The organism is Arthrobacter sp. Soil736, assembly GCF_001428005.1.
Classification (GTDB): domain Bacteria; phylum Actinomycetota; class Actinomycetes; order Actinomycetales; family Micrococcaceae; genus Arthrobacter.
Genome location: NZ_LMSB01000042.1, coordinates 1 through 21,301, shown reverse-complemented (window position 1 = coordinate 21,301; position 21,301 = coordinate 1). Strand labels below are relative to the sequence as shown.

Annotated in this window: 18 protein-coding genes and 3 pseudogenes; 14 read left to right on the top strand and 7 right to left on the bottom strand. The window is 62.6% G+C overall.

The window, feature by feature from the left end; genetic code table 11:
* Positions 1-85: 85 nt before the first annotated feature.
* Positions 86-400, bottom strand: a pseudogene (locus tag ASG92_RS21015) (recombinase family protein); the annotation flags it as partial.
* A gap of 427 nt (positions 401-827) precedes the next feature.
* Here ASG92_RS21015 and ASG92_RS28605 point away from each other — a divergent pair.
* The 7 genes from ASG92_RS28605 (at position 828) to ASG92_RS20980 (ending at position 7,030) form a co-directional block, all read left to right on the top strand.
* On the top strand, positions 828-1,268 hold the full coding sequence (locus ASG92_RS28605) for a hypothetical protein (RefSeq protein WP_157372352.1): 441 nt from the start codon (positions 828-830) through the stop codon (positions 1,266-1,268).
* Positions 1,265-1,537 carry a hypothetical protein gene (locus ASG92_RS21005; RefSeq protein ID WP_056632894.1) on the top strand — a complete coding sequence of 91 codons (273 nt, stop codon included), beginning with the start codon at positions 1,265-1,267 and terminating at the stop codon, positions 1,535-1,537. The genes ASG92_RS28605 and ASG92_RS21005 overlap by 4 nt, the downstream gene beginning before the upstream one ends.
* 18 nt (positions 1,538-1,555) lie before the next feature.
* On the top strand, positions 1,556-2,119 hold the full coding sequence (locus ASG92_RS21000; RefSeq protein ID WP_346763004.1) for a hypothetical protein: 564 nt from the start codon (positions 1,556-1,558) through the stop codon (positions 2,117-2,119).
* Between the two features lie 119 nt (positions 2,120-2,238).
* On the top strand, positions 2,239-4,011 hold the full coding sequence (locus ASG92_RS20995; protein ID WP_056632888.1) for a VWA domain-containing protein: 1,773 nt from the start codon (positions 2,239-2,241) through the stop codon (positions 4,009-4,011).
* A 130-nt stretch (positions 4,012-4,141) separates the two neighbouring features.
* Positions 4,142-4,354: a hypothetical protein gene (locus tag ASG92_RS20990; RefSeq protein ID WP_157372350.1), complete on the top strand. Its 213-nt coding sequence runs from the start codon at positions 4,142-4,144 to the stop codon at positions 4,352-4,354.
* Positions 4,351-5,187, top strand: a complete 837-nt coding sequence (locus ASG92_RS20985; RefSeq protein WP_056632886.1) for a hypothetical protein — start codon at positions 4,351-4,353, stop codon at positions 5,185-5,187. Before ASG92_RS20990 ends, ASG92_RS20985 begins: the two co-directional genes overlap by 4 nt.
* Before the next feature lie 493 nt (positions 5,188-5,680).
* On the top strand, positions 5,681-7,030 hold the full coding sequence (locus ASG92_RS20980) for an FAD-binding oxidoreductase (protein ID WP_056632884.1): 1,350 nt from the start codon (positions 5,681-5,683) through the stop codon (positions 7,028-7,030).
* Positions 7,031-7,110: 80 nt separating this feature from the next.
* On the opposite strand, the gene ASG92_RS20975 is transcribed toward ASG92_RS20980, so the two are convergent.
* On the bottom strand, positions 7,111-7,782 hold the full coding sequence (locus ASG92_RS20975) for a helicase associated domain-containing protein (RefSeq protein ID WP_056632883.1): 672 nt from the start codon (positions 7,780-7,782) through the stop codon (positions 7,111-7,113).
* Positions 7,783-8,441: 659 nt separating this feature from the next.
* Between ASG92_RS20975 and ASG92_RS20970 the strand changes: the two genes are divergently transcribed.
* The 4 genes from ASG92_RS20970 (at position 8,442) to ASG92_RS30045 (ending at position 11,803) form a co-directional block, all read left to right on the top strand.
* Positions 8,442-8,951 (top strand): dihydrofolate reductase family protein, encoded by a 510-nt coding sequence (locus ASG92_RS20970; RefSeq protein ID WP_240987238.1) that lies wholly within the window; start codon positions 8,442-8,444, stop codon positions 8,949-8,951.
* Between the two features lie 53 nt (positions 8,952-9,004).
* Positions 9,005-9,328 (top strand): YciI family protein, encoded by a 324-nt coding sequence (locus ASG92_RS20965; RefSeq protein WP_056632882.1) that lies wholly within the window; start codon positions 9,005-9,007, stop codon positions 9,326-9,328.
* The gene (locus tag ASG92_RS20960; RefSeq protein ID WP_056632880.1) at positions 9,325-10,551 is read left to right on the top strand and encodes a DUF6596 domain-containing protein; all 1,227 of its coding nucleotides are present in this window, start codon (positions 9,325-9,327) and stop codon (positions 10,549-10,551) included. The genes ASG92_RS20965 and ASG92_RS20960 overlap by 4 nt, the downstream gene beginning before the upstream one ends.
* 937 nt (positions 10,552-11,488) lie before the next feature.
* Positions 11,489-11,803 carry a hypothetical protein gene (locus ASG92_RS30045; RefSeq protein ID WP_240987237.1) on the top strand — a complete coding sequence of 105 codons (315 nt, stop codon included), beginning with the start codon at positions 11,489-11,491 and terminating at the stop codon, positions 11,801-11,803.
* A 689-nt stretch (positions 11,804-12,492) separates the two neighbouring features.
* On the opposite strand, the gene ASG92_RS20950 is transcribed toward ASG92_RS30045, so the two are convergent.
* Complete coding sequence (locus ASG92_RS20950; protein ID WP_056632878.1) at positions 12,493-12,930, bottom strand: VOC family protein; 438 nt, start codon at positions 12,928-12,930, stop codon at positions 12,493-12,495.
* A 54-nt stretch (positions 12,931-12,984) separates the two neighbouring features.
* Between ASG92_RS20950 and ASG92_RS29345 the strand changes: the two genes are divergently transcribed.
* Positions 12,985-13,197, top strand: a complete 213-nt coding sequence (locus ASG92_RS29345) for a hypothetical protein (RefSeq protein WP_056632875.1) — start codon at positions 12,985-12,987, stop codon at positions 13,195-13,197.
* Positions 13,198-13,804: 607 nt separating this feature from the next.
* On the opposite strand, the gene ASG92_RS20940 is transcribed toward ASG92_RS29345, so the two are convergent.
* Complete coding sequence (locus tag ASG92_RS20940; protein ID WP_056632872.1) at positions 13,805-14,083, bottom strand: hypothetical protein; 279 nt, start codon at positions 14,081-14,083, stop codon at positions 13,805-13,807.
* A gap of 143 nt (positions 14,084-14,226) precedes the next feature.
* Positions 14,227-15,615 (bottom strand): MFS transporter, encoded by a 1,389-nt coding sequence (locus tag ASG92_RS20935; RefSeq protein WP_056632869.1) that lies wholly within the window; start codon positions 15,613-15,615, stop codon positions 14,227-14,229.
* Positions 15,616-15,742: 127 nt separating this feature from the next.
* Between ASG92_RS20935 and ASG92_RS20925 the strand changes: the two are divergent.
* Positions 15,743-17,072, top strand: a pseudogene (locus ASG92_RS20925) (IS3 family transposase); the annotation flags it as partial.
* A 1,033-nt stretch (positions 17,073-18,105) separates the two neighbouring features.
* Here the strand turns inward: ASG92_RS20925 and ASG92_RS20920 are convergent.
* Positions 18,106-20,103, bottom strand: coding sequence for an ATP-binding protein (locus ASG92_RS20920; protein ID WP_056632867.1), 1,998 nt, complete (start codon positions 20,101-20,103; stop codon positions 18,106-18,108).
* A gap of 32 nt (positions 20,104-20,135) precedes the next feature.
* On the opposite strand from ASG92_RS20920, the gene ASG92_RS20915 reads away from it, so the two are divergent.
* A complete protein-coding gene (locus ASG92_RS20915; protein ID WP_056632866.1) occupies positions 20,136-20,384 on the top strand; it encodes a MarR family transcriptional regulator in 249 nt (82 codons plus the stop codon).
* Positions 20,385-20,463: 79 nt separating this feature from the next.
* Here the strand turns inward: ASG92_RS20915 and ASG92_RS20910 are convergent.
* Positions 20,464-20,975: pseudogene (locus ASG92_RS20910) on the bottom strand (DUF2182 domain-containing protein).
* Between the last annotated feature and the right edge of the window lie 326 nt (positions 20,976-21,301).

Here is a 21,301-nt window from a genome sequence, read left to right as displayed (position 1 = left end):
GAACCGTTCGGCTGTGGACTATATCCGCTGCTTGCCGGCATTCTGTGATCACTGGTGTCGCTCTAAGTGGGGGGATGCGGCTCGACTAGCTTGTGAGTGCTCGGGACCGTCTATAAAACGTTGCTTGGGACATTCCGAGATCGCGGGCAACCTGCGCAGCGGGGTCGCCGCCTTCGACCAGGCGGACAGCACTTCTTATCTGACTGTCAGTGACCCTGCGGGGCCGGCCGCCAAGGTCCCTTCCGGCTTCTCTGCGTTTGCTGATGGAATCGGTGACGCGTTCGCGTTTGATCTCGTGTTCCATTTGCGCGAGAGCGGCCATGATCGTGAACAGCATCGACCCCATGGGTGTCGCGGTGTCCACGTCGCCACCACCAAGATTCAGGACGCGCAGGCCCGCAGCCCCGTCCAGGCTCGCGATCTTCGAGGGCGGCACACCCCGCCGATACTTTTCAATCCACTCTCCGTCCGAATCACGCTGAGCATGAATGCCGAAACTGCTGCCACCGCTTCAAACTTCTGTCGCAGCTGGTGACCAAACTTGCCATCTGTTTGCGTAATCACTCATGAGGTTTCTCTATTCTTTTGATAATTGTTCCCGTACTTTGAGCTCAATTATCCAAACGCTTGCTGGGGAGCAACGATGCTTTTTGGGGGACGGCGCGCAGCGCGCCACTTATCTGCACATAAATCTGTCCGTGACACAATGCCGACGTCCTTGGTTTGCCAAGGCTCTTTTGGCTCTTTATCGGATTCTGGCTTGAACCTTCGGACGGCTGAACAGTTTTCCTTGTCCGCGGCTACGAGCATGGGTTCGAGGGGCTGACGTGGCGCGGTCCTTCCTAAAGTCTGCAGGCATTGCGTTTGCTCTGGTCCTCGCGACCGTAACTCAGCTCATCGGTCCTGCGGGACCGGTTCAGGCTACAAACAGCCTCGCTAACGAAATCGCTTCGGTAGCCAGCGCGCCCTTCGAGGTCACGAGTGCGGGGGCCAAAGACGTGCTGGTGGCCTCACTGAAACCAGCCGCGTTGAAGACCCCTGGGCCGGCCCGGATCGACGCGGTCGCGGGAACGGTCCGCGGCTACGTCGACGGCGTGCGCTACCGGCAGGACTTTAACGGTCAACAAGCATTCCTCGATGACCACCAGCTGATCTCCCACCTGGACTCCGCGGTGAGCAAAGCCACGGACGCGGCAGCCAAAGAGATCCTGTCCTCGGCTTTGACAGACCTGCTGCTCGCGGACCGCCTGACCTCCGAGACGCGGTGAGCAAAGCCACGGACGCGGCAGCCAAAGAGATCCTGTCCTCGGCTTTGACAGACCTGCTGCTCGCGGACCGCCTGACCTCCGAGACCGCCGTTGCGGACGCGCGAACCGCTCTCTCTTCGCCAACGTCTTCAAATGTGATGCTCAACGCCTCAGACCGGACAGATGCGGAGCGGGAGCTGGCGTCGGCTGAGAAGGCGCTCGAACAGGCGCGTGCTGCCCTCGCTGAGGGCTTGCCCGTTGCCGCCGAAACCCATTTCGGGACAGCCTAGCGGCACGGCACGAACGCGCTGGCCGACCTCGGCATCACGTACGACGGTGACCGCGACGGGGACGGCATACCTGACCGTGCTGAGCTCACCGTGGGTGCCTCGCCACTGTCCCTCGATACCGACGGTGACGGGCTGCGGGACTCCTTTGAGTTCAATGCAATGGCTGTGTTTGCCTTGAATAAGGCGGACACCGACGGCGACGGCGTGCAGGACGCCGAGGAAGAGCACGACGGCGATGGGCTGACTGCGGCAGGGGAGCAGTCGGCAGGAACTTCCGCTGTCGATCACGACACGGACGGCGACGGTATCACTGACGGTCAGGAGCCGACCCAGGGAACAGATCCGCTGCTGGCCGACACCGACGGCGATACCTTGAGGGACGGCGTAGAACTCCGCGCTCAAACTGACCCGACCAACCCCGATTCTGACGGTGACGGCGTCCGGGACGCGGATGAACTGCTCTCTGTCTCTGTGGAGGGTCCCGAGCGCGCCTCGGCGGAGGTAGTAGGAGCCGGTCAGTCCGCGCGGATGAACTGCTCTCTGTCTCTGTGGAGGGTCCCGAGCGCGCCTCGGCGGAGGTAGTAGGAGCCGGTCAGTCCGCTCTTGGTGCCCGGATCGCCAAAGTCCCTGCCGATGACCTGCGCACGAGGGCGGCCGCAAAAGTTGGGCCCGCCTTCGAGTTCGAGTCCCCAGGTGAGGGGATGGTCCAGGCGCACATCACGTTGCCTTATGACGCAGCCTCCCTGCCGTCGGGTGAGGCCACCACGCGCGCCCGCGTCTTCTGGCTGGACGAAAACGCCAACGCCTGGGTTCCGGTAAAAGCCGACCAACGCGTGGACGCTGCTGCCGGTACGGTCACGGTCACGGTCACGGTGGACCACTTCTCTACCTACGCGGTCTTCGACATCGTCAACTGGGGCCAGACCTGGGAAGCGAAGGAGAACCCGTGCCGGGTACGCACGGACGGCGGGGGAGACGACGTCGTCTTCCTTGACCTCGCCCTTTCTATCGACTCGTCCGGGTCGATGAGCTGGAACGACCCAGAGGGCCTGCGTCGGGACGCCGCGAAGATTTTCGTCGACGCGCTGCTGCCCGAGGACCGCGCGGCCGTCGTCGATTTTGACAGCGGGGCCCGTGTGCTGCAGTCCCTGACGACGAACAAGGACGCGGTCAAGGGAGCCATCGATCGTATCGACGACTTTGGCGGCACGAACATCTCCGCCGGCGTCGGCACCGCAAACAGTGTCTTGATTAATAACAACGACCCGGACCGCGGGCGGGTAATGATCCTGTTGACTGACGGTGACGGATCGTGGAACCCGTACTACCTGAATCAGGCCAAGCAGGGCTACATCACGATCTACACCATCGGTCTCGGAAGTGCCGTGAACACCGGCCTGCTCAGCACCATCGCCTCCGAAACGGGCGGCAAGTACTACCAGGTCGCCAGCGCCGACCAGCTACCGGAGGCCTTCCGCCGCATCAGCGATGACACCGGCGGCGACGAGGGAGTCACGCTCGATAGCGACAAGGACGGCCTCAACGACTGCGTCGAAATCCAGGGTGCGCACAGCCCCGGCACGGCACTGCGCTACACATCAGACCCCTTCGACGCCGACACGGACAAGGATGGTCTACCCGACGGCGACGAGGTCCGCCCGCTCGGTACCGCCGTCGGCATCCCGACAGCATCAGACACTTTCCAGGTACTATCCGACCCCGCAAAGGCCGACACCGATGGCGACGGGCTCACTGACCCCGCAGAACTCGACGAGGACACTTCGGTGTGGCGCGCCGACACCGACTCCGACGGGCTTGGAGACTCCGATGAACTGAGCTGGACCACTGACCCCCTCGCCGGCGACACGGACGGCGATGGGTACGGCGACGGCACCGAGGTGGCACAGGCGGGCGCCGGATTCAGCCCCGTCGTCTTCGATGACCCCATGAGCCCGGACGAATGGGCCAGCGAGTTCGCCAAGGGTGCCGCCCTCGGCGATGCGGGCGACGGCACAACTGTGCCTTACCTGCTCGGGACCATAACTTCCTCGGCCACCAGCTTCATCCCCGTGGTCGGATGGATCGTCGGGGCTGTCCTCGACCTGCGCGACCTTCTCGCCAACACCGTAAAGGGCGACTGGGTCGCCGCCGGCATGTCCCTCGCCGGCGTAGTCCCATACGTGGGCGATACAGCGAATATCATCGCGAAGGTCACCAAGTTCCTTGGCCGCAGCGCACACCTGATCGACGACGTTGTCGCCGCTATCGCCAAGCTGGAGGAATTCCCGGCAAGTGCCCGGGCGCAGATCATTACCGGGATCAACAGCAACTGGGACGCCCTCCGCAAGGCGTCCCCGGGCATGAGCGAAGCCGGTTTCCTGCGCCTCGCCTCCTCACGGCAGGGCGCGGACCACATAGTCGACGCCCTCAAGCGCTCCAACACCCGGTGTTGGGACCTCAATCCCCTTTGTTAGCCACTGGCGGGACGCCGAGGACGCCGTTGCGGGCCTCCTCAACGTCGCGGCAGGCCAGCGTCAGGTGTACCGCGCAGCGCCCGGTTTCACTTTTGGGCGCTATGCCGACATTCTTGACCGCGCAGGTGACATGCATGAGGTCAAGTCCGGATTCGTTCCCTTCCGCTCAAGGATTCTGCGCCAAATTGAGAAGGATGCCGCAATCCTCGCGGATCCTGACAACGATGTCCTGGGGGTAGTCTGGCACTTCGTGGGCGGCCGATCCGGCTCGCTTGGTGCAGATCCGCGCGTGCTGGAGTTGCTTGACACGAAGGGTATCCCCTACGTTATTCATCTGCCATGACTAACTATCGCGATCTAACCAAACCCGAGGCCGCAGCCGCCCTCCAGGAGTTTCTCGACGAACGCGAGCCGGCACTGGCGCGGCTCCGGGAGCTCCTGGTGGCTGACGGCCAAGACCCGGCTGCGCTCCTTGATGGCACCCCTGAAAGCTTTGTCCCCTTGTGGCGATGGTTGCTGTCCCGCCTTAATGGCCCCGACGCCCCCGGCGCTACGGACCCTGCCTCCATGGGGCGGCTGGCCTGGCCCTCATGGGAACGGTACACAACTGAGGAGGAGGGGGTCCTGTCCTTCGAGTCCCTAACGCTTCTCGATGGTCTTGTGTCGTATCTCGCGGCTGTCGTGAAGGACCGTGCACCTGCAGCCCGATGGGAGATTGCCCGGAGTCCCATTAAGCGCTACGTCCATAACAATCACCCTGTATTGGTCAGCGGCGCGGGGGAGAAACACAACTTCCTGCCGGGGCTGCCCATGGCCCACGCATGCGGGGCCCTCCTCGGGGTACGAGAGTCGCCCGAGGATGCGATAGCAGTGTATGCGCGGAGGCTGATCGAACAATTAAACGAGGCCGAGGGGGTAACTGCAGAACCTTTGAAGCCGGAACCGCTGGTTGAGGTTGAGGACATTCGCGACGAAGCGGGTGGGTACGACTTCGAAATCGGTCTGGGCGAAGAACTCGCCCACGAACGGTCGGCCGACGTCGACCGTCTAGTCCGCGACCTATCGCGCGAGGACGGCGTCAAGAAAGTCCTCCGCGAGGACCGGGACATGATTCTGGTGCGCGCACCATCATGGAGCTCCGACACGCTTCAAGCCTGGATCCTGCGGCGATTTTGACGATTAGCATTCGCTAGATTTTTGGGCAACCGTAGGCGGTGCATGCTGCGGCCGTCAGTTTTCCTTGCCCACCCAAAGCGTCCGACTAGGTTGGTTCCACAGCAGTCTCCCGTCCTGCTAGGCAGGTTGCCTTCACCTGGCAAGCCCGCTGGACAATTCTGTGTGATGAACGTGCGCATCGGTGCGTAGGGTCGCGGGCACGCGGAGGGGACACGGAAGGCGAGGCGTACCGCTCGTTGAGCGAGAAAGGTCTCGAGGGACATTCGGGTGGTGGAAAAGATCGGCGTTGCTGGAAACCCCTCGCCGGTGGTGACCACGAGAACGGCATTGTCGATCCAGAGAACGCCCGGTGCACTGTGGAACCGCCTACTGGTGCCGGGAAGAGCGTCCCTGGTCATTGACATCTCTATCCCCGGAGCGCACGATCGGCTCAAACGATCGGGGGTCCCGGATGCCAGAAGGAACAGACGGTGGGAGCGGGGCAGGCCAGGATATGAGCGCGATTCGCGAGCTGGCGGATCGCGTCCGGGGAGAGTTGCTGGCCCCGGGCCACGAGGACTATGACCGCGCGCGGCGCGTTTTCAACTTCATGATTGATCGCCGGCCAGCGGCGATACTTCGGTGCGCAGGCGTGGCTGACGTCATCCAGGGCGTGCTCTTCGCCCGCATGCAGCAATTTCCGCTTTCAATCCACAGCGGTGGGCATGGCGTGGCCGGTTCCGCGGTATGCGAAGGAGGGCTGATGCTCGACCTCTCCGGGATGAAGGGCGTGCGCGTTAATCCTGATCGACGCACGGCCCAGGCGCAGACCGGATTGTTGCTCGGCGAATTCGACCATGAGACCCAAGCGTTTGGGCTGGCCACGACCCTGGGAGTTGTCTCGGTCACCGGTATTGCCGGCCTTACACTCGGCGGCGGCCTCGGGTGGCTGAACGGCAAGCATGGTCTAGCCTGTGACAATGTTCTCGCGGCCGACGTTGTCACCGCCGACGGGGAGCTCGTTACCGCCAGCGCGACCGACCATGATGACCTGTACTGGGCCCTCCGCGGGGGTGGCGGGAACTTCGGTGTGGTTACGTCGCTGACCTACCAGCTCCATCCGGTCACCACTGTGCTCGCGGGCGGCCTGAGCTTCCCGCCGGAACAGGCCCGCGATGCGCTCCGGTTCTATCATGGTTTCGCGAGCGGGGCGCCGGATGAGCTGTCGATGGCCGGCTCGGTGTCCCGTCATCCGGAGGGCGGCCCCGCCGTCTCGATAGCCGTGTGCTACTGCGGCCCGCTAAATGAGGGGGAGCGTGTCCTCCAGCCCCTGCGGGACTTTGGCAGTCCCGTTGGCGGGGAGATTGGCCCGCTGGCCTACCAAGCGTTCCAGAGCGGACCCGATGCAGGTTTCCCGCCCGGCCGTCAGCACTACTGGAAGTCGAGCTACCTCAAGGACCTCTCCGACGAAGCGATCGAAGTGCTGCTGGAGTTCGCGGCGACCAGCCCGTCGCCTTACACGGGGATCGGGTTGCAGCAGATGACCGGAGTGGCCAGCCGTGTGGATCCGCAGGCTACCGCGTTTGCCCACCGTGATCGACAGTACGATTTCCTGATCCTGTCCCAGTGGGAAGATCGAGATGATTCCGATCGCAATATCGATTGGACTCGCCGCTGTTTCGAAGCGATGCGCCCGTACCTCAAAGAAGCGGTGTACGTGAACAACCTCGGCGACCAGGAGCATGACCGCGTGCGGGACGCTTATGGCGTCAATTACGAGCGGCTGGCTGCGGTGAAGGCCCGCTACGACCCCGAGAACGTCTTCCGCCTCAACCACAACATTGCCCCGGGCATTGGGATTTAGATTGGCCATTCCGGTCCTCTGCGTCATGACTGCGGCGTATACAAACATCGTCTGACCTGATCCGGAGCAGCACGGTCTGGTCAGACCCGCCCTCCTGCCCGTCGGCCGCGCCGCCTACCAGCCCGCCATCCCGGTACGGCATTGTCCAGCGCCGTTGCCTTCTGGATCTCGAGTTCACCGCGACGGGCCTTGTATCGCTGGGCGTGCAACCGCACGCCGAGATCATGCTCCTCGCCAACAATGACCGCCTTGTGCCGCGGCCAGTCATGGCCGGCCGCCCGGTAGGCGACCAGAGCAGCGAGCCGCTCCTGCCACCGGGCCTCGTCCGCCTCGGCGCGCGGCTTGCCCTCCCAACCGGGCAGCACCGCCAGGCCGTCGCGGAACGCCGGCGCCAGCATCCCGGCCCGGGCGTCTTCCCGCCGACGCTGCAGCCAGACCGCCAGGGTCCGCTCGGAGGTGCTCTCTGCGTTCCGGGACGGGTAGCGCCCCGTGTCCCGGACCATGGCCACCAGCTGGTGCATGCGTTCCCGGCCCTGGGCCGTCACGCGGGAGGCTCCCGTGCCGGCGGCGGCCTCGTGTGCTTCCCGCAGCGCTGGGTCGGCGGCGCACGCGACGCGGAGGTGGTATCCGACCGTCGACGCAGCGGCGCCGGTCAGCGCCGCGATCTTGCTCCGGCTAAGGCCGCCCCGGTACATCAGCACCCACTCCTGGTTCGGAGCCGCGTCCCGCCTCGTAGTCGCCACGACATCCATCCTGCCACTCGGGGCTTCCCTCCCTCGATCGGTCCCCTATGACATGCCTCGCCCGCGTGCGCAGAACGGGGCCGTGATTACGCAGCCAGGGAGGTCCCGGCGTAAGTGCTTGCTCTTGAGAAGCGCACAATAGCCGGACAGCGTTTCAGATGGCGGACCAGCGTGCCGTATTAGGTCCCGTCACCGGACAGTTCACCGGACTGCTCTTACGGGACGCTCTTCAGCACGTCGGCCCAAGGGCGCAGGCAATATCGACGTATTTCCGATAGAGGACCGGCTTACGGCTGGTCCGCTCGTGGCGAGCACTTTCTTCCAAACGCGACGACCACGCGTGCGACCAACAGTTCTCGATCCACCGTCCTTGCCGGCCGAGGGCCATGAGCAGGTAGTCGGTCAGGTGTGCATTGCGGCCGTCGCGGACCTGCGCGAAAACGGCGGCATGATTTCGGGGACTGTTCGAAGGAAATCCGGGAGTCGGTGTCGGATCGGGGCAGAAGTGTTCGTAGAAGGAGTGAGAGGCCGCCCACGAGGGGTGGCCCCAAGCGGAAGGGAACCGCGATCATGAAATTGACGACCATGACGCAAATCACCATCGATGGAGTGATGCAGGGAAACGGCGCCGCGTCGGATGACCGCAGGAACGGATTCGAGCGCGGCGGATGGGCCCGGGGGAGGGCGACGACGAGACCAGGACGTTCATCACGCAGACCTACCAGCGCGCAGAGGCGTTCCTGTTCGGCCGGCGCACCTACGAGCTGTTCGCCGGCTCCTGGGGATCAATCGACCAGATGCGCGCACATCCCATCGGCGTGGCCTTGAACGAGGCCCCCAAGTACGTTGCCTCGACCACGCTCACCGCGCCGCGTTGGGAGGACACGACCGTTCTCCGCGGTGACCTCGCGGCGGCCATCAGTGAGCTGAAGGCCAAGCCCGGGGGCGAGCTGCAGGTGCACGGCAGTGGCGCCCTGACCCGGTGGCTGGTGGAGAATGATCTGGTCGACGAGATGACTCTGATCGTGATCCCGGTGATCCTCGGCCAGGGCGCGAGACTGTTCCCGGAGACCGGCCCGGATCTTGCGCTCGACCTGGTCGAGTCGCGAGTCGACTCGAAGGGCGTGACGATCCAGGTCTACCGGCCGGCCGGGCGCCCGCAGTATGCAACGGCCTGAAGTCCCTGACCACCGAACCGCGCTGTCTTGACACCACAGGAGATGATCTTCAGATGCAGTACCTGGTTTCCGTGATCGATGACAAGAGCAATCCCGGCAGCACGGACAGGCGGCCTGCCATCAGCGCTTTTAACGAACGACTGATCGCCGAGGGTTACTGGGTTTTCGCGGGCGGACTCGCGGACACCGACGCGGCCACGGTCGTCGACAACCGGGGCGAGCACGCGGTGTTCAGCGACGGGCCTTTCGTGGAGTCGAAGGAGTACCTCGTCGGCGTCTGGGTGTGGGAGGCCCCCGATCTGGATGTGGCGCTCAAGCTCGCCACCGAGGCGTCGAAGGGCTGCGATCGGAAGATCGAGGTGCGGCCGTTCCAGTGAGCGACGTCGACGAGGCGATCACCCGGGCCCACCACGACGAGTGGGCCCGGGTGGTCGCCGCCCTGACCCGGCGCTTCGGTGACCTCGACATCGCCGAGGAGGCAGCGGCCGAGGCGTTCGCGACCGCCGTCGAGCGGTGGCGGGCCGACGGGGCTCCTCCCAGCCCCGGCGCCTGGCTGACCACCACGGCCAACCGCAAGGCCATCGACCGGATCCGGCGCGAGAACAAACGCGGCGACAGGCACAAGGAGGCTCAGATGCTGCACGACAACACCCCACCCGAGCCGCTGGGCGCCATCGACGACGATCGGCTCCGGTTGATCTTCACCTGCTGTCACCCGGCGTTGGCGATGGAGTCCCGGGTGGCGCTGACGCTGCGCATGGTCGGCGGTCTGACCATGCCCGAGATCGCCCGTGCCTTCCTGGTGCAGGGGAGCGCCATGGGGCGGCGGATCACCCGCGCGAAGGCCAAGATCAAGGCGGCTCGCATCCCGTTCCGGGTGCCGTCCGCGGCGGATCTCCCGGGACGCGTCTCTGGTGTCCTCGCCGTCCTCTACATTGTCTTCAACGAGGGCTATCTGGCGACCGGTCCCGACACCGATCCGGTACGCGCCGACCTGACAGCCGAGGCGATTCGGCTCACTCGCCTGATCCGTGCCCTCATGCCGGAGGATGGTGAGGTGGCCGGGCTGCTGGCCCTGATGCTCCTCACCGAGGCCCGCCGCACCGCCCGGGTTCCGGCGAGCGGTGAACTGGTCACCCTCGACGAGCAGGACCGTGGGGCCTGGGATGCGGTGCTGATCGCCGAGGGCCATCGGCTGGTGCGCGAGCGCCTGGCCACAGGGGTGGCTCCGGGTCGCTACCAGATCCTGGCAGCGATCAACGCGGTGCACACCTCCGCCCGCGACATACGCGATACCGACTGGTCACAGGTCGTCACCCTCTACGACCAGCTCGTCAACCTCGACCCGTCACCAATCATCGCCCTCAACCGCGCCATCGCGGTCGCCGAGCTCGACGGACCGGAAGTGGCACTGGGGATCGTCGACCGTCTTGAAGACGCGCTGGTCGGATATCACGCCTTTCATGCCACCCCCGCCGACCTGCTGCGCAGGCTGGGCCGCAGCCGGCAGGCGCGCACGGCCTACGACAAAGCCATCAAACTGGCAGGCAACACCGCCGAGGCCGCCAACCTGACACGCCGCCGCGGCCAGCTGCGGTAGTGCAGACGGATCCCGGTCGAAACCCGTACAAACTCGGCCCACTTACAGCCCACAAGTGGGGCCACGGCTGGTCAAGACCAGCCACGTTTCGACCCGCAAAACGCTGAAGGGCAACAACTGGCCAATTCTGGGCGGAGTCTGACCAGCCAGAGGCCACAGACAGCCCGTTTTGGGACGCTGAAGCCGTTTCGCTGCATTTACCGCCCCATTTTGCTGTTTTCAGGGCTGGATGTATCCAGCCAGCCCACCGCCTGCCCAGTCAAGGACATTCGTGGGCAGAATCTGGCCACAAGTGACCAAACAGTTGCAGCCTACGGGCTGCAATTTTTCTCTCCCAGGCACTCTGACAAGTGCCATGCAAGGCTGGATTCACGGTGCTAAAAGAGCCAGGGGAGGGGGCGGTTAGCGATGCACTTGGACGCATTGCCCCACTGCCCGCCAGGGGGTTCAGGAGTCCGGTTCCCTCGAGCAGAAAGGAGCCATCAAAGCAGTTCAGGACTTCCTTTTCTGCTCGTGACAACCGTGCATGGACAGACTCCCCGAACCCTACGGGCGGGCGAAGAATGAAGGGGTGTAGGGCAGGGCCAAACAGAATGGACGTCCAGTCAGGTGACAGCCGCCAACCACCCCCTTCGAGGACTCTCTATGTGGGAAGAAGAGCTGCTTGGCTACGCCCTGCGATGCAGTGTCCGATGGCATGCTGGTGACGCTGACGCAGAAGCCTTGTGACGGCTGCTGTGAGAGCTTGTGCAACAGGCTGTTTTCGGTACCCGGCGTGGCACATTCACGAGGTGCTTCGGCCCACCACGCCGTACTTTCGATGCCAGTAGAGTGAACCGCGACGCCATCGCAGCACACCCTGAAGGAAGCCATGGAAGACGCGCTTGGTACTGACCGATTAAGTTTGCGAGTTGGAGGGCTCTCCCGTGCTGAACTAATGGGTGCACTGAACTCGATCGGCGTCCTTTTCAATGCGCATGCCGAGATCTTGTTCGCGAACGTCGCCTTCGATGAGTGGGCGGGGCAAGACGTTGTCATTATCGAGCGCACGGTCGGTGAATTGGGTCTGACCGATGGTGCGGTGCTGTCCCAAATCTTCACTGCCGCGCAGAAACAGGGGCTCCTGGTCTGCCCGGCCGATACGGGTCCTTACCTGCGGCTCGCCCTGCGCACACAAGCGACGGCACCCGACTCAGTGATGTCCTCGGGCCGTCCCCCACGGGTGCCGTCACGGTCGCTTCGGCGCCGCTAAGCGAGGACGACGAATACCCGAAGGGCTTTTATCTTCGTGTCGTGGACGGCCGGCCTTGGCTACGTGGCTATCAATGCGACGACCAACACGTGTGGTCTCCAGAGGACAGCTTCGCTTTCCAGCTGCCCACGCAGACCTCGCCGGCGCGTGGGAGCTAGCAGCTGCCCGTAGAAGGGAACCTCATCAGGAAGCCCCTTACGGGGACCTGGGTTCCGCGTCGTCGTTGAGCCTCTCTTCGTCCCGCTGGGTTGGTGTCTCCACGGCCGCTGAAGCGACCATCCAACAACCTCCGAGGCAGCACCATGAGGGCGTGTGCAGCAACCCCTGCGGGCCGGTGAACCACCGGTGCCAAAGACGTGGGTAGGACTGCTGCGCAGCCCCCTCGCCACCACTGTGGCGCTGTCTTCGTTCCTCAGCCATCACCCCAGCGGCACCTCGTATGGGACTACTGCTCCGGCTACGCAGTGTCCACTCCTTCGTCAGGACCCCGGAAGGAGGGGGAGACCAGGCCGAGCTGGAATATCGCCGCCCCCTACTTTATCGTTGCTGCGATCAGCCTCGCCATCCTCGTCTTCGTCATCGGGTGAGCCGCGCAGATCCTGCGCCTGGGCGAAGACCTGTAGGGTGACAGGCGGTCTTGCAGCCTCGACGACGTCGAGCAGGAAACCCTTATTTGGGCCGATCGGCCGTCAGCTCTTCTTCAGCTCCTCGGCGAGCATCACGAGGATTCCGCTGGGACCGCGGACGTACGTGAGCTTGTAGATGTCCTGATAGGTCGCTACGCCGCGAAGCGGATGGCAGCCGTGCCGCGCGGCTGTCTCGAGGGCTTCGTCGATGTCGTCGACCGAGAAGGCGACGCGGTGCATGCCGATCTGGTTGGGACGCGTAGGCTTCGTCTCGATCGCTTCGGGATGGATGTACTCGAAGAGCTCGAGGCGGCCGTGGCCGTCCGGCGTCTGGAGCAGCGCGATCCTGGCGTGATTGCCGTCGAGGCCGACGGCGGTGTCGGTCCACTCGCCGCTGACCGTGTCGCGGCCGAGGACCGTGAGGCCGAGGTCGGTGAAGAATGCGATCGCTGCTTCGAGATCGCGGACGGCGATGCCGACGTTGTCGAGTCTGATGGCCATGCGTTGCATTCTATCGAGCCAGGCCTCCGGTTGGCTCCGGTGGCGAGTCGGAGCATGATCGAGTATGCGTGGGAGCTCAGCCCGGCCCTCGGCCTTCGGGCAGACTCGTGCGTGCTCGAACCGGGCTGCGGCCCCGGGCTCTACGCCGAGCGACTGGCCCGCCGTGGCATCGAAGTACTCGGCATCGCGCACAGGGAGCCCAGTGGTGGTGCCGCGGACATAGCCCTGGTGCGAAGAGACTTGGCAGATGGGGGAGATTCTGCGTAGGTCTACCCACCCCTGTTGTCGACAATGACTGGCACGAACTTTAGCGGTATGGGGATGGGTCCCTGAACAGGTCGCGCAGGGTTCTTGGCCATACGTGGCCACACTTTCTGACCTATACCTATTGCAAACAGTATCTGGCCTTCACATGGTCGTGAACGCCATCAGCCCTCTGCCTCCGGCCCGTTCTTCCGCATGAACTGGTGCACGCGACTCCTGAAAATGACAGGCCCTAATGTCACTTAAGCGAACGTCTATAGAACACAGGAGATGCTAGTGCTTGTTGGATCGTGACTGTTAGCGGTACTGGCGGTCAAGTAACAGCTTGAGTGGCGGTTCGCCGTTCCGTCTGCGGAACCCTGACCGGGCTTTCGGCGAAGGGTCGAATGGGCGCAGCTGAGCATGCATGACTCTGGGGCGCCGAACCCTAAGCGCACATGCCGATCGGGGACTCCGTAACCAGGAGAATGCCAGTGACGACAGTCGGCACGTCCATCTCAGACCTCAGGGAGTCGAGTCGCGGGATCCCGGGACGGGCGGTTGAAGACAGAGTGGAGTACAGGTTTTCAGGTCCGAGGTGACTCCGGGCGGTGATCCGCGCAGAGCTACCTTAGGCCTTGCGGATCCGTAGATCTTCACTTTCGTGGAATAACCGGCGTCCGCGTCCTTTGTCTTGGATGAGCCAGACTCCAGTTCCGTCGGGCATGGCGGAGTCGACAGTTCCGGCAGTCAGCATTTCCGCGTCGCGGAATACCTGGACCTTTTCGCCGCAGCGAAGGTCGGACCAGTCGTTTATGAAGCCGTCCCGCCGATTGGATTTCCGGCGCGTCGCCCGCAGGTGCAGGTAACGGGCGAGTTCGGGACTGATGGCTGCGTCTGGTGTTTTCATCCCGGGTTCCTTTGGATGTCGCGCAATTTACTGATGCGGTGATGGAGAGCGCCCCGCGTTCTTGGCGGAGCGCCCTCCAGTTTGCTGGCTGCAGATGCGTGGCTCGTGGCGTGGCCGGTCTGTGTCAGCTTGGGGCGGCTACTCTAGGCAATGTCCTCGAGGGAGCGGCCTTTGGTGCGGACGCCCATTCGGATGAGTCCTGCGGAGATGATCAGGAAGGCGATAATTGCGACGCCGGCAGAAACCGCTCCGAGGTTGATCAGGATGGGCAGGATTACGAACGGGGCGACTGCTCCGCCCAGGTGGCCTAGGCCGTCGCAGATGGAGGCTGCGGTACCGCGGGACTTCGTGGGGAAGATTTCCGCTGTGTAGGTGTAGGCGGGAGTGGCCATGACTGCGATGCCGAATCCAGACAACACAGCCCCCGTGGTCGCAGCGGTTTCGCCCCAGCCGGAGACAATGAGTGCTACCGAAACGGCGAATATGATCGTGCCGGCGATGATGAGGGTACGGCGTTCCATCCTTTCGATGAGCAGAACGACGATGAATCCGGCGATCAGCGGAGTGATCCGTGTCAGAACTGTGATCAGCAGGGCATTCGAGGTGGTGATGCCGATGCCTTCGAGCAGGAGGGGGAGGTAGCTGGAGTAGCCGTAGAGGGCGATGTAGAAAATGAACCAGTAGCTCAGCACGACCAGAAGGCGCTTCAGGTAGGGCTTGCGCATCAGCGAGCGAAGAGGGCTTTCATCGTCCGTGTCGGTCGGTTCCGAAACCTCTTCCAGAAATGGTGCCGTGGCCGGGGTGGGGTTAAGCCCGGCATTGATTTCCATCTGACGCACGATCGCGGAGGCCTTTTCGAATTGACCGTGCTCTGCCAGCCAGCGGGGTGACTCAGTCAGGGAGCGGTTGTTGATGAACGGGGCAATGAGCAGTGCGAGGCCGCCGAAGGCCAGGATCAGGCGCCACCCCATCGCGGGCAGGGCCGAAAGGAGAGGCAGGGAGGCAAGCCCGACGAACAGCAGCAGGACGCCGCCCCAAAGGTAGACGCGGGCCAGGTAATGGCCGCGGCGGTTCCGGGGGGCCATTTCACCGATGTAGGCAGAGCAGAGGGCCAGTACGGCGCCCATGCCGCAGCCGGCGATGAACCGGAACAGTGAGAGTGAGAACTCGTCCCATACAAATCCCGTCAGCAGTCCGCCGAGGCCCAAGGCCAGGAAAGTCAGCAGCAGGCCCCGCTGGCGACCGTGCCGGTCTGCTATGTACCCAAAGATGTACGCACCAACGCAGTATCCGACCAGGTTCCATGTGACCGGCCACGCGAAGTTTGCCGCCTGGAGGCCGAGGCTGGTACGCATGCCCGGGATGGACAGGGCGAAGACGGAGATTTCGTAGTTGGCGAAAAAGAAGGCAAGGAACAGCGCGGTCCAGGCGCCTTTATTGAGGCCGACCTTGGGCATGCGGTCTATGGCCTGGTCGAGGGTGAGCCGGTCGGGTAGTACGTCGGTGACGAGCGCTTCATTGCTTTGAGACATCGTTGTCCCTTTCGTCTGCGGTCCTGCTAGCCAGCACCGTGTTTGGGTTATTTGAGAACAAAGACCGGGATGGTTGTGAACCGTCCCGGGTTTGATGCCGCTATCTTCTKTGAGAAAGATAGTGATTATGCCCAAGCAGTTCCCGCCCGAAGTCCGTGACCGTGCAGTGCGCATGACCTTGGATCGGTTGTCCGAATACCCGTCTGTTTATGCTGCCTGCAAGGCACTGGCGCCRAAGCTCGGRGTCGGCCCTGAATCGCTGCGCCGCTGGGTTGTCCAGGCCCAGGTCGATGCCGGYGAGAAGACCGGACCRAGCAGTGACGAGCTGGAGGAAATCAAGCGKCTYCGGGCTGAGGTGCGGGACTTGAAGGAGTCCAACGAGATCCTCAAACAGGCCTCGATTTTCTTCGCGAGGGAGCTCGACCCTCGCCGCCGCTRATCTGTCGATTCATGCGGGACTTGAAGGAGTCCAACGAGATCCTCAAACAGGCCTCGATTTTCTTCGCGAGGGAGCTCGACCCTCGCCGCCGCTAATCTGTCGATTCATCGACGAGATGCGCGYTGTTGGTTATGCGGTCGAGTCGATCTGTGCCGTCCTGCGGGAGCAGGGCGTACAGGTCGCCGCACGAACCTACCGGGCGTGGAAGAAACGCCTGCCAGCCCTGCGCACCATCGAAGACGCACGCATCACCGACGCGCTCCGCGGCTTGAAAGTCCCGGATGCGAAGGGCCGCCCCCGGCCCGAGATCATCTACGGACGGCGGAAGATGACGCAGTGGCTGCGCCGTAACGGCTTCCCGGAAGCCTCCAAGCACACCGTGGACCGGCTCATGCGTGAAGAGGGGATGAACGGCCTCATCAGAGGCCGCAAGACCCGCACCACAATCCCCGGCAAGGACGGCCGCCGCGCCGGCGATCTGCTGAACAGGAACTTCACCGCCCCGGCCCCGAACCAGATCTGGGTCACCGATTTCACCTACGTTCCGGTCTACTCCGGATTCGTCTACGTCGCCCTGGTCATCGACCTGTACTCCCGGGCGATCGTCGGCTGGGAAACCTCCACCGTCAAGGACACCGCGTTCGTCGAACATTGCCTGCGGATGGCCTTGTGGCGGCGCCAGCATACCGGCCGTCCGGCACCGGCGGGACTGATCCATCATTCCGATGCGGGCAGCCAGTACACCTCCATCCGTTACACCGACACCCTGGCCTTGGAGGGCCTGCAGCCCTCCATTGGAAGCGTGGGTGACGCCTATGACAATGCAGCCGCCGAGACCGTGATGGGGCTGTTCAAGAACGAGGCCGTCGCAAAAGACTCACCGTTCCGCACCGGGGCCTTGAAGAGCGAAACCGACGTGATGGAGATTGTGTTCGAGTGGGTCCACTGGTACAACAACGAACGCCTGCATTCCGCCCTGGATCACCAGACGCCAGAGGAATATGAGCAGACATATTATGATCTACAAACCGGCCCGTTACCCGACGACGCCGCGCCAGAGGAATATGAGCAGACATATTATGATCTACAAACCGGCCCGTTACCCGACGACGCCGCCAACAAACAGGCGGCATGATTCCCGGGACGGTTCAGCCATTCCACATGAACCCTTGAACCCTTGAACCCTTGAACCAACGATCTAGCACCTCGCGGACAGCCTGGCGTTTGTTACCTACGTCCTGGACTCCACGGTGACCGTCCTTGGCGGAGGACTCGGGCCGAACTCCGCCTTCTTCGAAACCCTGGCCGATTCACAGGGGCCCGGGTCGCGCCGGCTCGATATCAGCCGCTGAGTGTGTGTTCCGGGAGAATCATTCTGCGCCGACGGTGGGTTGCTCTCCCCGAACGTGCGACTCTCAAGGGCCGCGGCCCGAATCCGGTCAACAGAAGTTCGCGGCCGGTTGAAGTCTCATCATGGGTATATCCAAACGAGACGNATCATTCTGCGCCGACGGTGGGTTGCTCTCCCCGAACGTGCGACTCTCAAGGGCCGCGGCCCGAATCCGGTCAACAGAAGTTCGCGGCCGGTTGAAGTCTCATCGGCACATCGACTACCGCAAAGTTGAACATTTATGGTCACAAACAATTAAGCGGAGATGGGTAATAGATATTGCTTTGACCTGCGGATATGTGCAAAATTGCCTCTGTTTGAACCCATATAAAATTGCAGATTTTCTTGCCAGTGATTGTTGANAAGCGGAGATGGGTAATAGATATTGCTTTGACCTGCGGATATGTGCAAAATTGCCTCTGTTTGAACCCATATAAAATTGCAGATTTTCTTGCCAGTGATTGTTGAATTAGGAGGTGGGTTCTTCCTATGCAGAATCTCCCCCATCTGCCGAGTCTCTTCGCGCCATGGCCATGTCCGCGGCACCACCACTCGGCTCCCTGTCCGCGATGCCCGAGCACTTTGACACCAGGGCGGTATGTCCATTTCCTTGGATGGGTCGGGTGCCGGACGTGCACCAGCACAGGTGTGGCGCGGCTTGCTACGCCGTTTCTCTTTGGTCTTCCTCGTCGTACTCTCGCGGTGCGTTCGTCAATAATCCCTCGGGGATAACGTCTCCGTGGATGCGAGTTAGATACTCACGTGCATCCGCGAGGGACGCATCGTGCTGGAGGCTTTCCTGAAAATAGGACAGGCGACGAGTGGCCTCTTGAATGAGCTCGCCCCATGTCTTGACCCAGACGCGAACTTTCGCATGGGGTGCACCGGTAAGTTCAGGCTCAAAAGCGATTCCTCTGCTTCTGCCCCGCTGGGTGCGCTCTTGCTGAACATCGTCATCCACGGTTGCTGTCACAAGCCAGAAGTCCCAGATTGTGTTGGTGTCTGCGAAGCGCGGATCTGCGGCCACTGCCTTTGCATAGGACTTAACTTGGCTCAGCTCTTTATGGGTCGCTTTGATCTTCGGTGCCTTGAGTTCGACAACGAGGTGGCGGTTGCGGTCGTGTTCGGTAGCGGCAGCGGAAAGTAACAGGTCGAGCCTCCCCGTCGTTCCATCCAGGCGTTTCACGGCCGTTCTATCGGTACGATCCCCGCCTAAGAGTTGAAGGTGCCGGTCCAGCGCATGGGTAAGACCACGTTCGCTGACCATGAGGTTGTATTCTTCCCCAAATATCCAAAGCTCGTTCTCTAAAATCTTGTGAAGGTTCTCTCGCTCTCCGACCATCTTGTTTGTCTCAGGATCGAAGACCATGAGCTCGAGGGCACGGATAAATTCCAAGCGATTTGTCACGCTGGTTGTCGCTTGGATAACGCGTGAGAGGCTAGTGCGCTTGAGCAAACGGTCAAGCTGTTCACGTTCTTCGGCGGGGAGGCCCAGGAACTGGTCCAGGAGGGCGCTGACGTCATCTGGCCTTTGCTGAAGTGACTGTTTGAGCAAACCCAACGTCAACTTTTGCTGCTTCTTTGTCTTCGGAACATGTCTACGGATGGACGTGGCTACAACGTCAAATGTTGCGCGCTCTACTTTCTCTTCTTCGGACCCCGGTTCTCCGATGTAGGGGTAGGTTTTGTCGTTTTTCCACTCTTCAACCAGCTCGCGTCGCCGCTGTGAACGGCTATCTTCAAAGTGTTCTAGCAGCTTCCGGTCAGCAGCTTTGACCAGGCCACCGACTAGGGACTCTTCTTCTTCGAATTTGGTGAGGATCCATTCACCCTGATGCTCGGGCATCGAATCCCACAATACGTATCCGGAGTACCTAAAATCGGCGGCAGGTGGGGAGTCCAGTTCGTCTACAGTCACGCCGTCGGCGTCGCATAGATGAACAGTTCGGATGGATGCTTGCACCCACTCGATAATGCGAAGCTTGGCGCTTTGATTAGATCCTTGGTAGGTCCATGTCAGGTCGTAGACTGTGTCGCGTTCGATGTTCTCCGAGGGGTTGAGCGCTGTGCCGTCGTATATGACCTCGATTGAGGGGTTAGAGATGAGGTAAGGCGCCAGAACGCTGACTGCCTTCGCTCGAGTCTCTTCTGTCTCCAATCGATCCAGCCCAGTCTTTCCGGCGGCTTCGAACTGGGTGCCTCGTTCGTCGGACGAAGAGATGGGCTCGGTAATCTCAAAATCATTTCGGCTCGCAGAACTGGCCCGAATGACCGTTCGCACGCGATTCTTCGCAGTGTCTTCGGCTACGGACGTCCAGCGGATTTCAGTCCCCAATGCAAAAGCACGCAGGCGTCCCTGCCCTGACTTCCCGTGCAAAGGCCGGTTCTTTTCCTGGCTTCGGCGGGCTGCCCGTTTCCAAGACCCACCTATCCAGCGGAAGGCCGTTTGTGCGGCTTCAGGCGACATTCCGTGCCCGTTGTCCTTGACTGTCACTCCGTCGATGCCGCCTGCATCGTTCCGCCGAAAAGTTACCTCGACGCGTTCAGAATCAGCGTCGAGAGCGTTCCAGATGAGCTCGAGAACGGCCCGAACTATATCGTTTTCGTGTGCCAGGCCTTCGACGTGATCAGCCGCAGCTTCCAAATGAAATATCCCCATCGCACTAGCATGCCATCACCTTCGATCAGTGAGTGCGCTTACAGAACCCGCACGTCTTCATCGGCAAGCGCACCGCACTTGCCTCAGACCCCGTCGGCTCCTGGTGGATCACCACCAAGATGGGGATGACTGCCCAACAAGCCCGCGAGGACCGGATTCTGCACGAACTGCATGCCAGCGGCGGTTATCTCCGCCGCATCTGTGACATGTTCGGCCTGAGCATCACCGGGGCAAGCCGTTACGCCGCCGTCCTGACCCACCCAGGCCTCCGGAAGGCCTAACCCAGCACGCTGCCGCGCCCCGCAAGGAACGCGCGAAGGAGACACCGTTGGGTTACCTGGCCCCCGCCGCGGACTGACACTACATTCCGGGTCCCGGCGCCATCCCCGGCGCCAAGGCGACACCGACCGCGATCACGGCCAACGCGATCGCGACAGAGCGGTTAGCGAGCCGCTTCCAAGGCAGCATCTTCTCCAGGGCGATGAATGCCCCCACCAATGCCATCCAGCCGAGGCTCATCGCGCCGAGCGCGAACAGCGCCACCATCAGCGCCCAGCAGCAGGAGACGGGATGCGGCGCAGGATGAAGTCCAGCGGCGTCCGGCATTTCATCAGGGCGACGTTCTTGGCCGGCGTGAACTGGTAGATGGCCGCGGCAAAGATCACTCCCGCCGCCAGGTAGCGACTGCCTGGTTCCGACGAAAAGAAGCCCGGAATGAGCGATGCGACTACTGCGTAGACCACGTAGGCTGCGAGGCCAAAGATCGTCCACGAGATCAAGTAGCCGGCCACGAACACGGCCGTGGAGCCTGACGGGGCATAGCGTCCGGACTCGCGACGGTGGCGATGGATCTTGGCGTAAGCGACGACCATTGGCGCCACCGACGGAAACATCATCGCCGCCAGCATCACAACCCACGTGGTGAGGAAGAACCCCAGCGGTCCCGGATCCGTCCAGCGCACCATATCCATCCCGGACATTTGCGCGGCGGAAACGATCCAGCTGCCGGCGGCTAGGGCGAGCAGAACCGCGACCAGGCCCGCTGCGCGCAGATCGACCCCGAAAACTGAGGCGCGCGCCGTAGCGCGCGCCCCAGACCCCGGGGCCCCAGATCCCGGTGTCAGATTCCTGCGCATGGGAAACCCGCGATCATACCCGGCCCTTGGGGGCGCCTCCGGCCATCTCGCTGGCAAAGCTG

Bases quoted from the DNA above. Each gene is read 5' to 3' on its own strand.
- ASG92_RS20995 (WP_056632888.1), top strand. From the start codon at position 2,239: ATGGTCCAGGCGCACATCACGTTGCCTTATGACGCAGCCTCCCTGCCG.
- ASG92_RS20990 (WP_157372350.1), top strand. From the start codon at position 4,142: ATGCATGAGGTCAAGTCCGGATTCGTTCCCTTCCGCTCAAGGATTCTG.
- ASG92_RS20985 (WP_056632886.1), top strand. From the start codon at position 4,351: ATGACTAACTATCGCGATCTAACCAAACCCGAGGCCGCAGCCGCCCTC.
- ASG92_RS20980 (WP_056632884.1), top strand. From the start codon at position 5,681: ATGAGCGCGATTCGCGAGCTGGCGGATCGCGTCCGGGGAGAGTTGCTG.
- ASG92_RS20975 (WP_056632883.1), bottom strand. From the start codon at position 7,782: ATGGATGTCGTGGCGACTACGAGGCGGGACGCGGCTCCGAACCAGGAG.
- ASG92_RS20970 (WP_240987238.1), top strand. From the start codon at position 8,442: ATGGGCCCGGGGGAGGGCGACGACGAGACCAGGACGTTCATCACGCAG.
- ASG92_RS20965 (WP_056632882.1), top strand. From the start codon at position 9,005: ATGCAGTACCTGGTTTCCGTGATCGATGACAAGAGCAATCCCGGCAGC.
- ASG92_RS30045 (WP_240987237.1), top strand. From the start codon at position 11,489: ATGGGTGCACTGAACTCGATCGGCGTCCTTTTCAATGCGCATGCCGAG.
- ASG92_RS20950 (WP_056632878.1), bottom strand. From the start codon at position 12,930: ATGGCCATCAGACTCGACAACGTCGGCATCGCCGTCCGCGATCTCGAA.
- ASG92_RS29345 (WP_056632875.1), top strand. From the start codon at position 12,985: ATGATCGAGTATGCGTGGGAGCTCAGCCCGGCCCTCGGCCTTCGGGCA.
- ASG92_RS20940 (WP_056632872.1), bottom strand. From the start codon at position 14,083: ATGAAAACACCAGACGCAGCCATCAGTCCCGAACTCGCCCGTTACCTG.
- ASG92_RS20935 (WP_056632869.1), bottom strand. From the start codon at position 15,615: ATGTCTCAAAGCAATGAAGCGCTCGTCACCGACGTACTACCCGACCGG.
- ASG92_RS20920 (WP_056632867.1), bottom strand. From the start codon at position 20,103: ATGGGGATATTTCATTTGGAAGCTGCGGCTGATCACGTCGAAGGCCTG.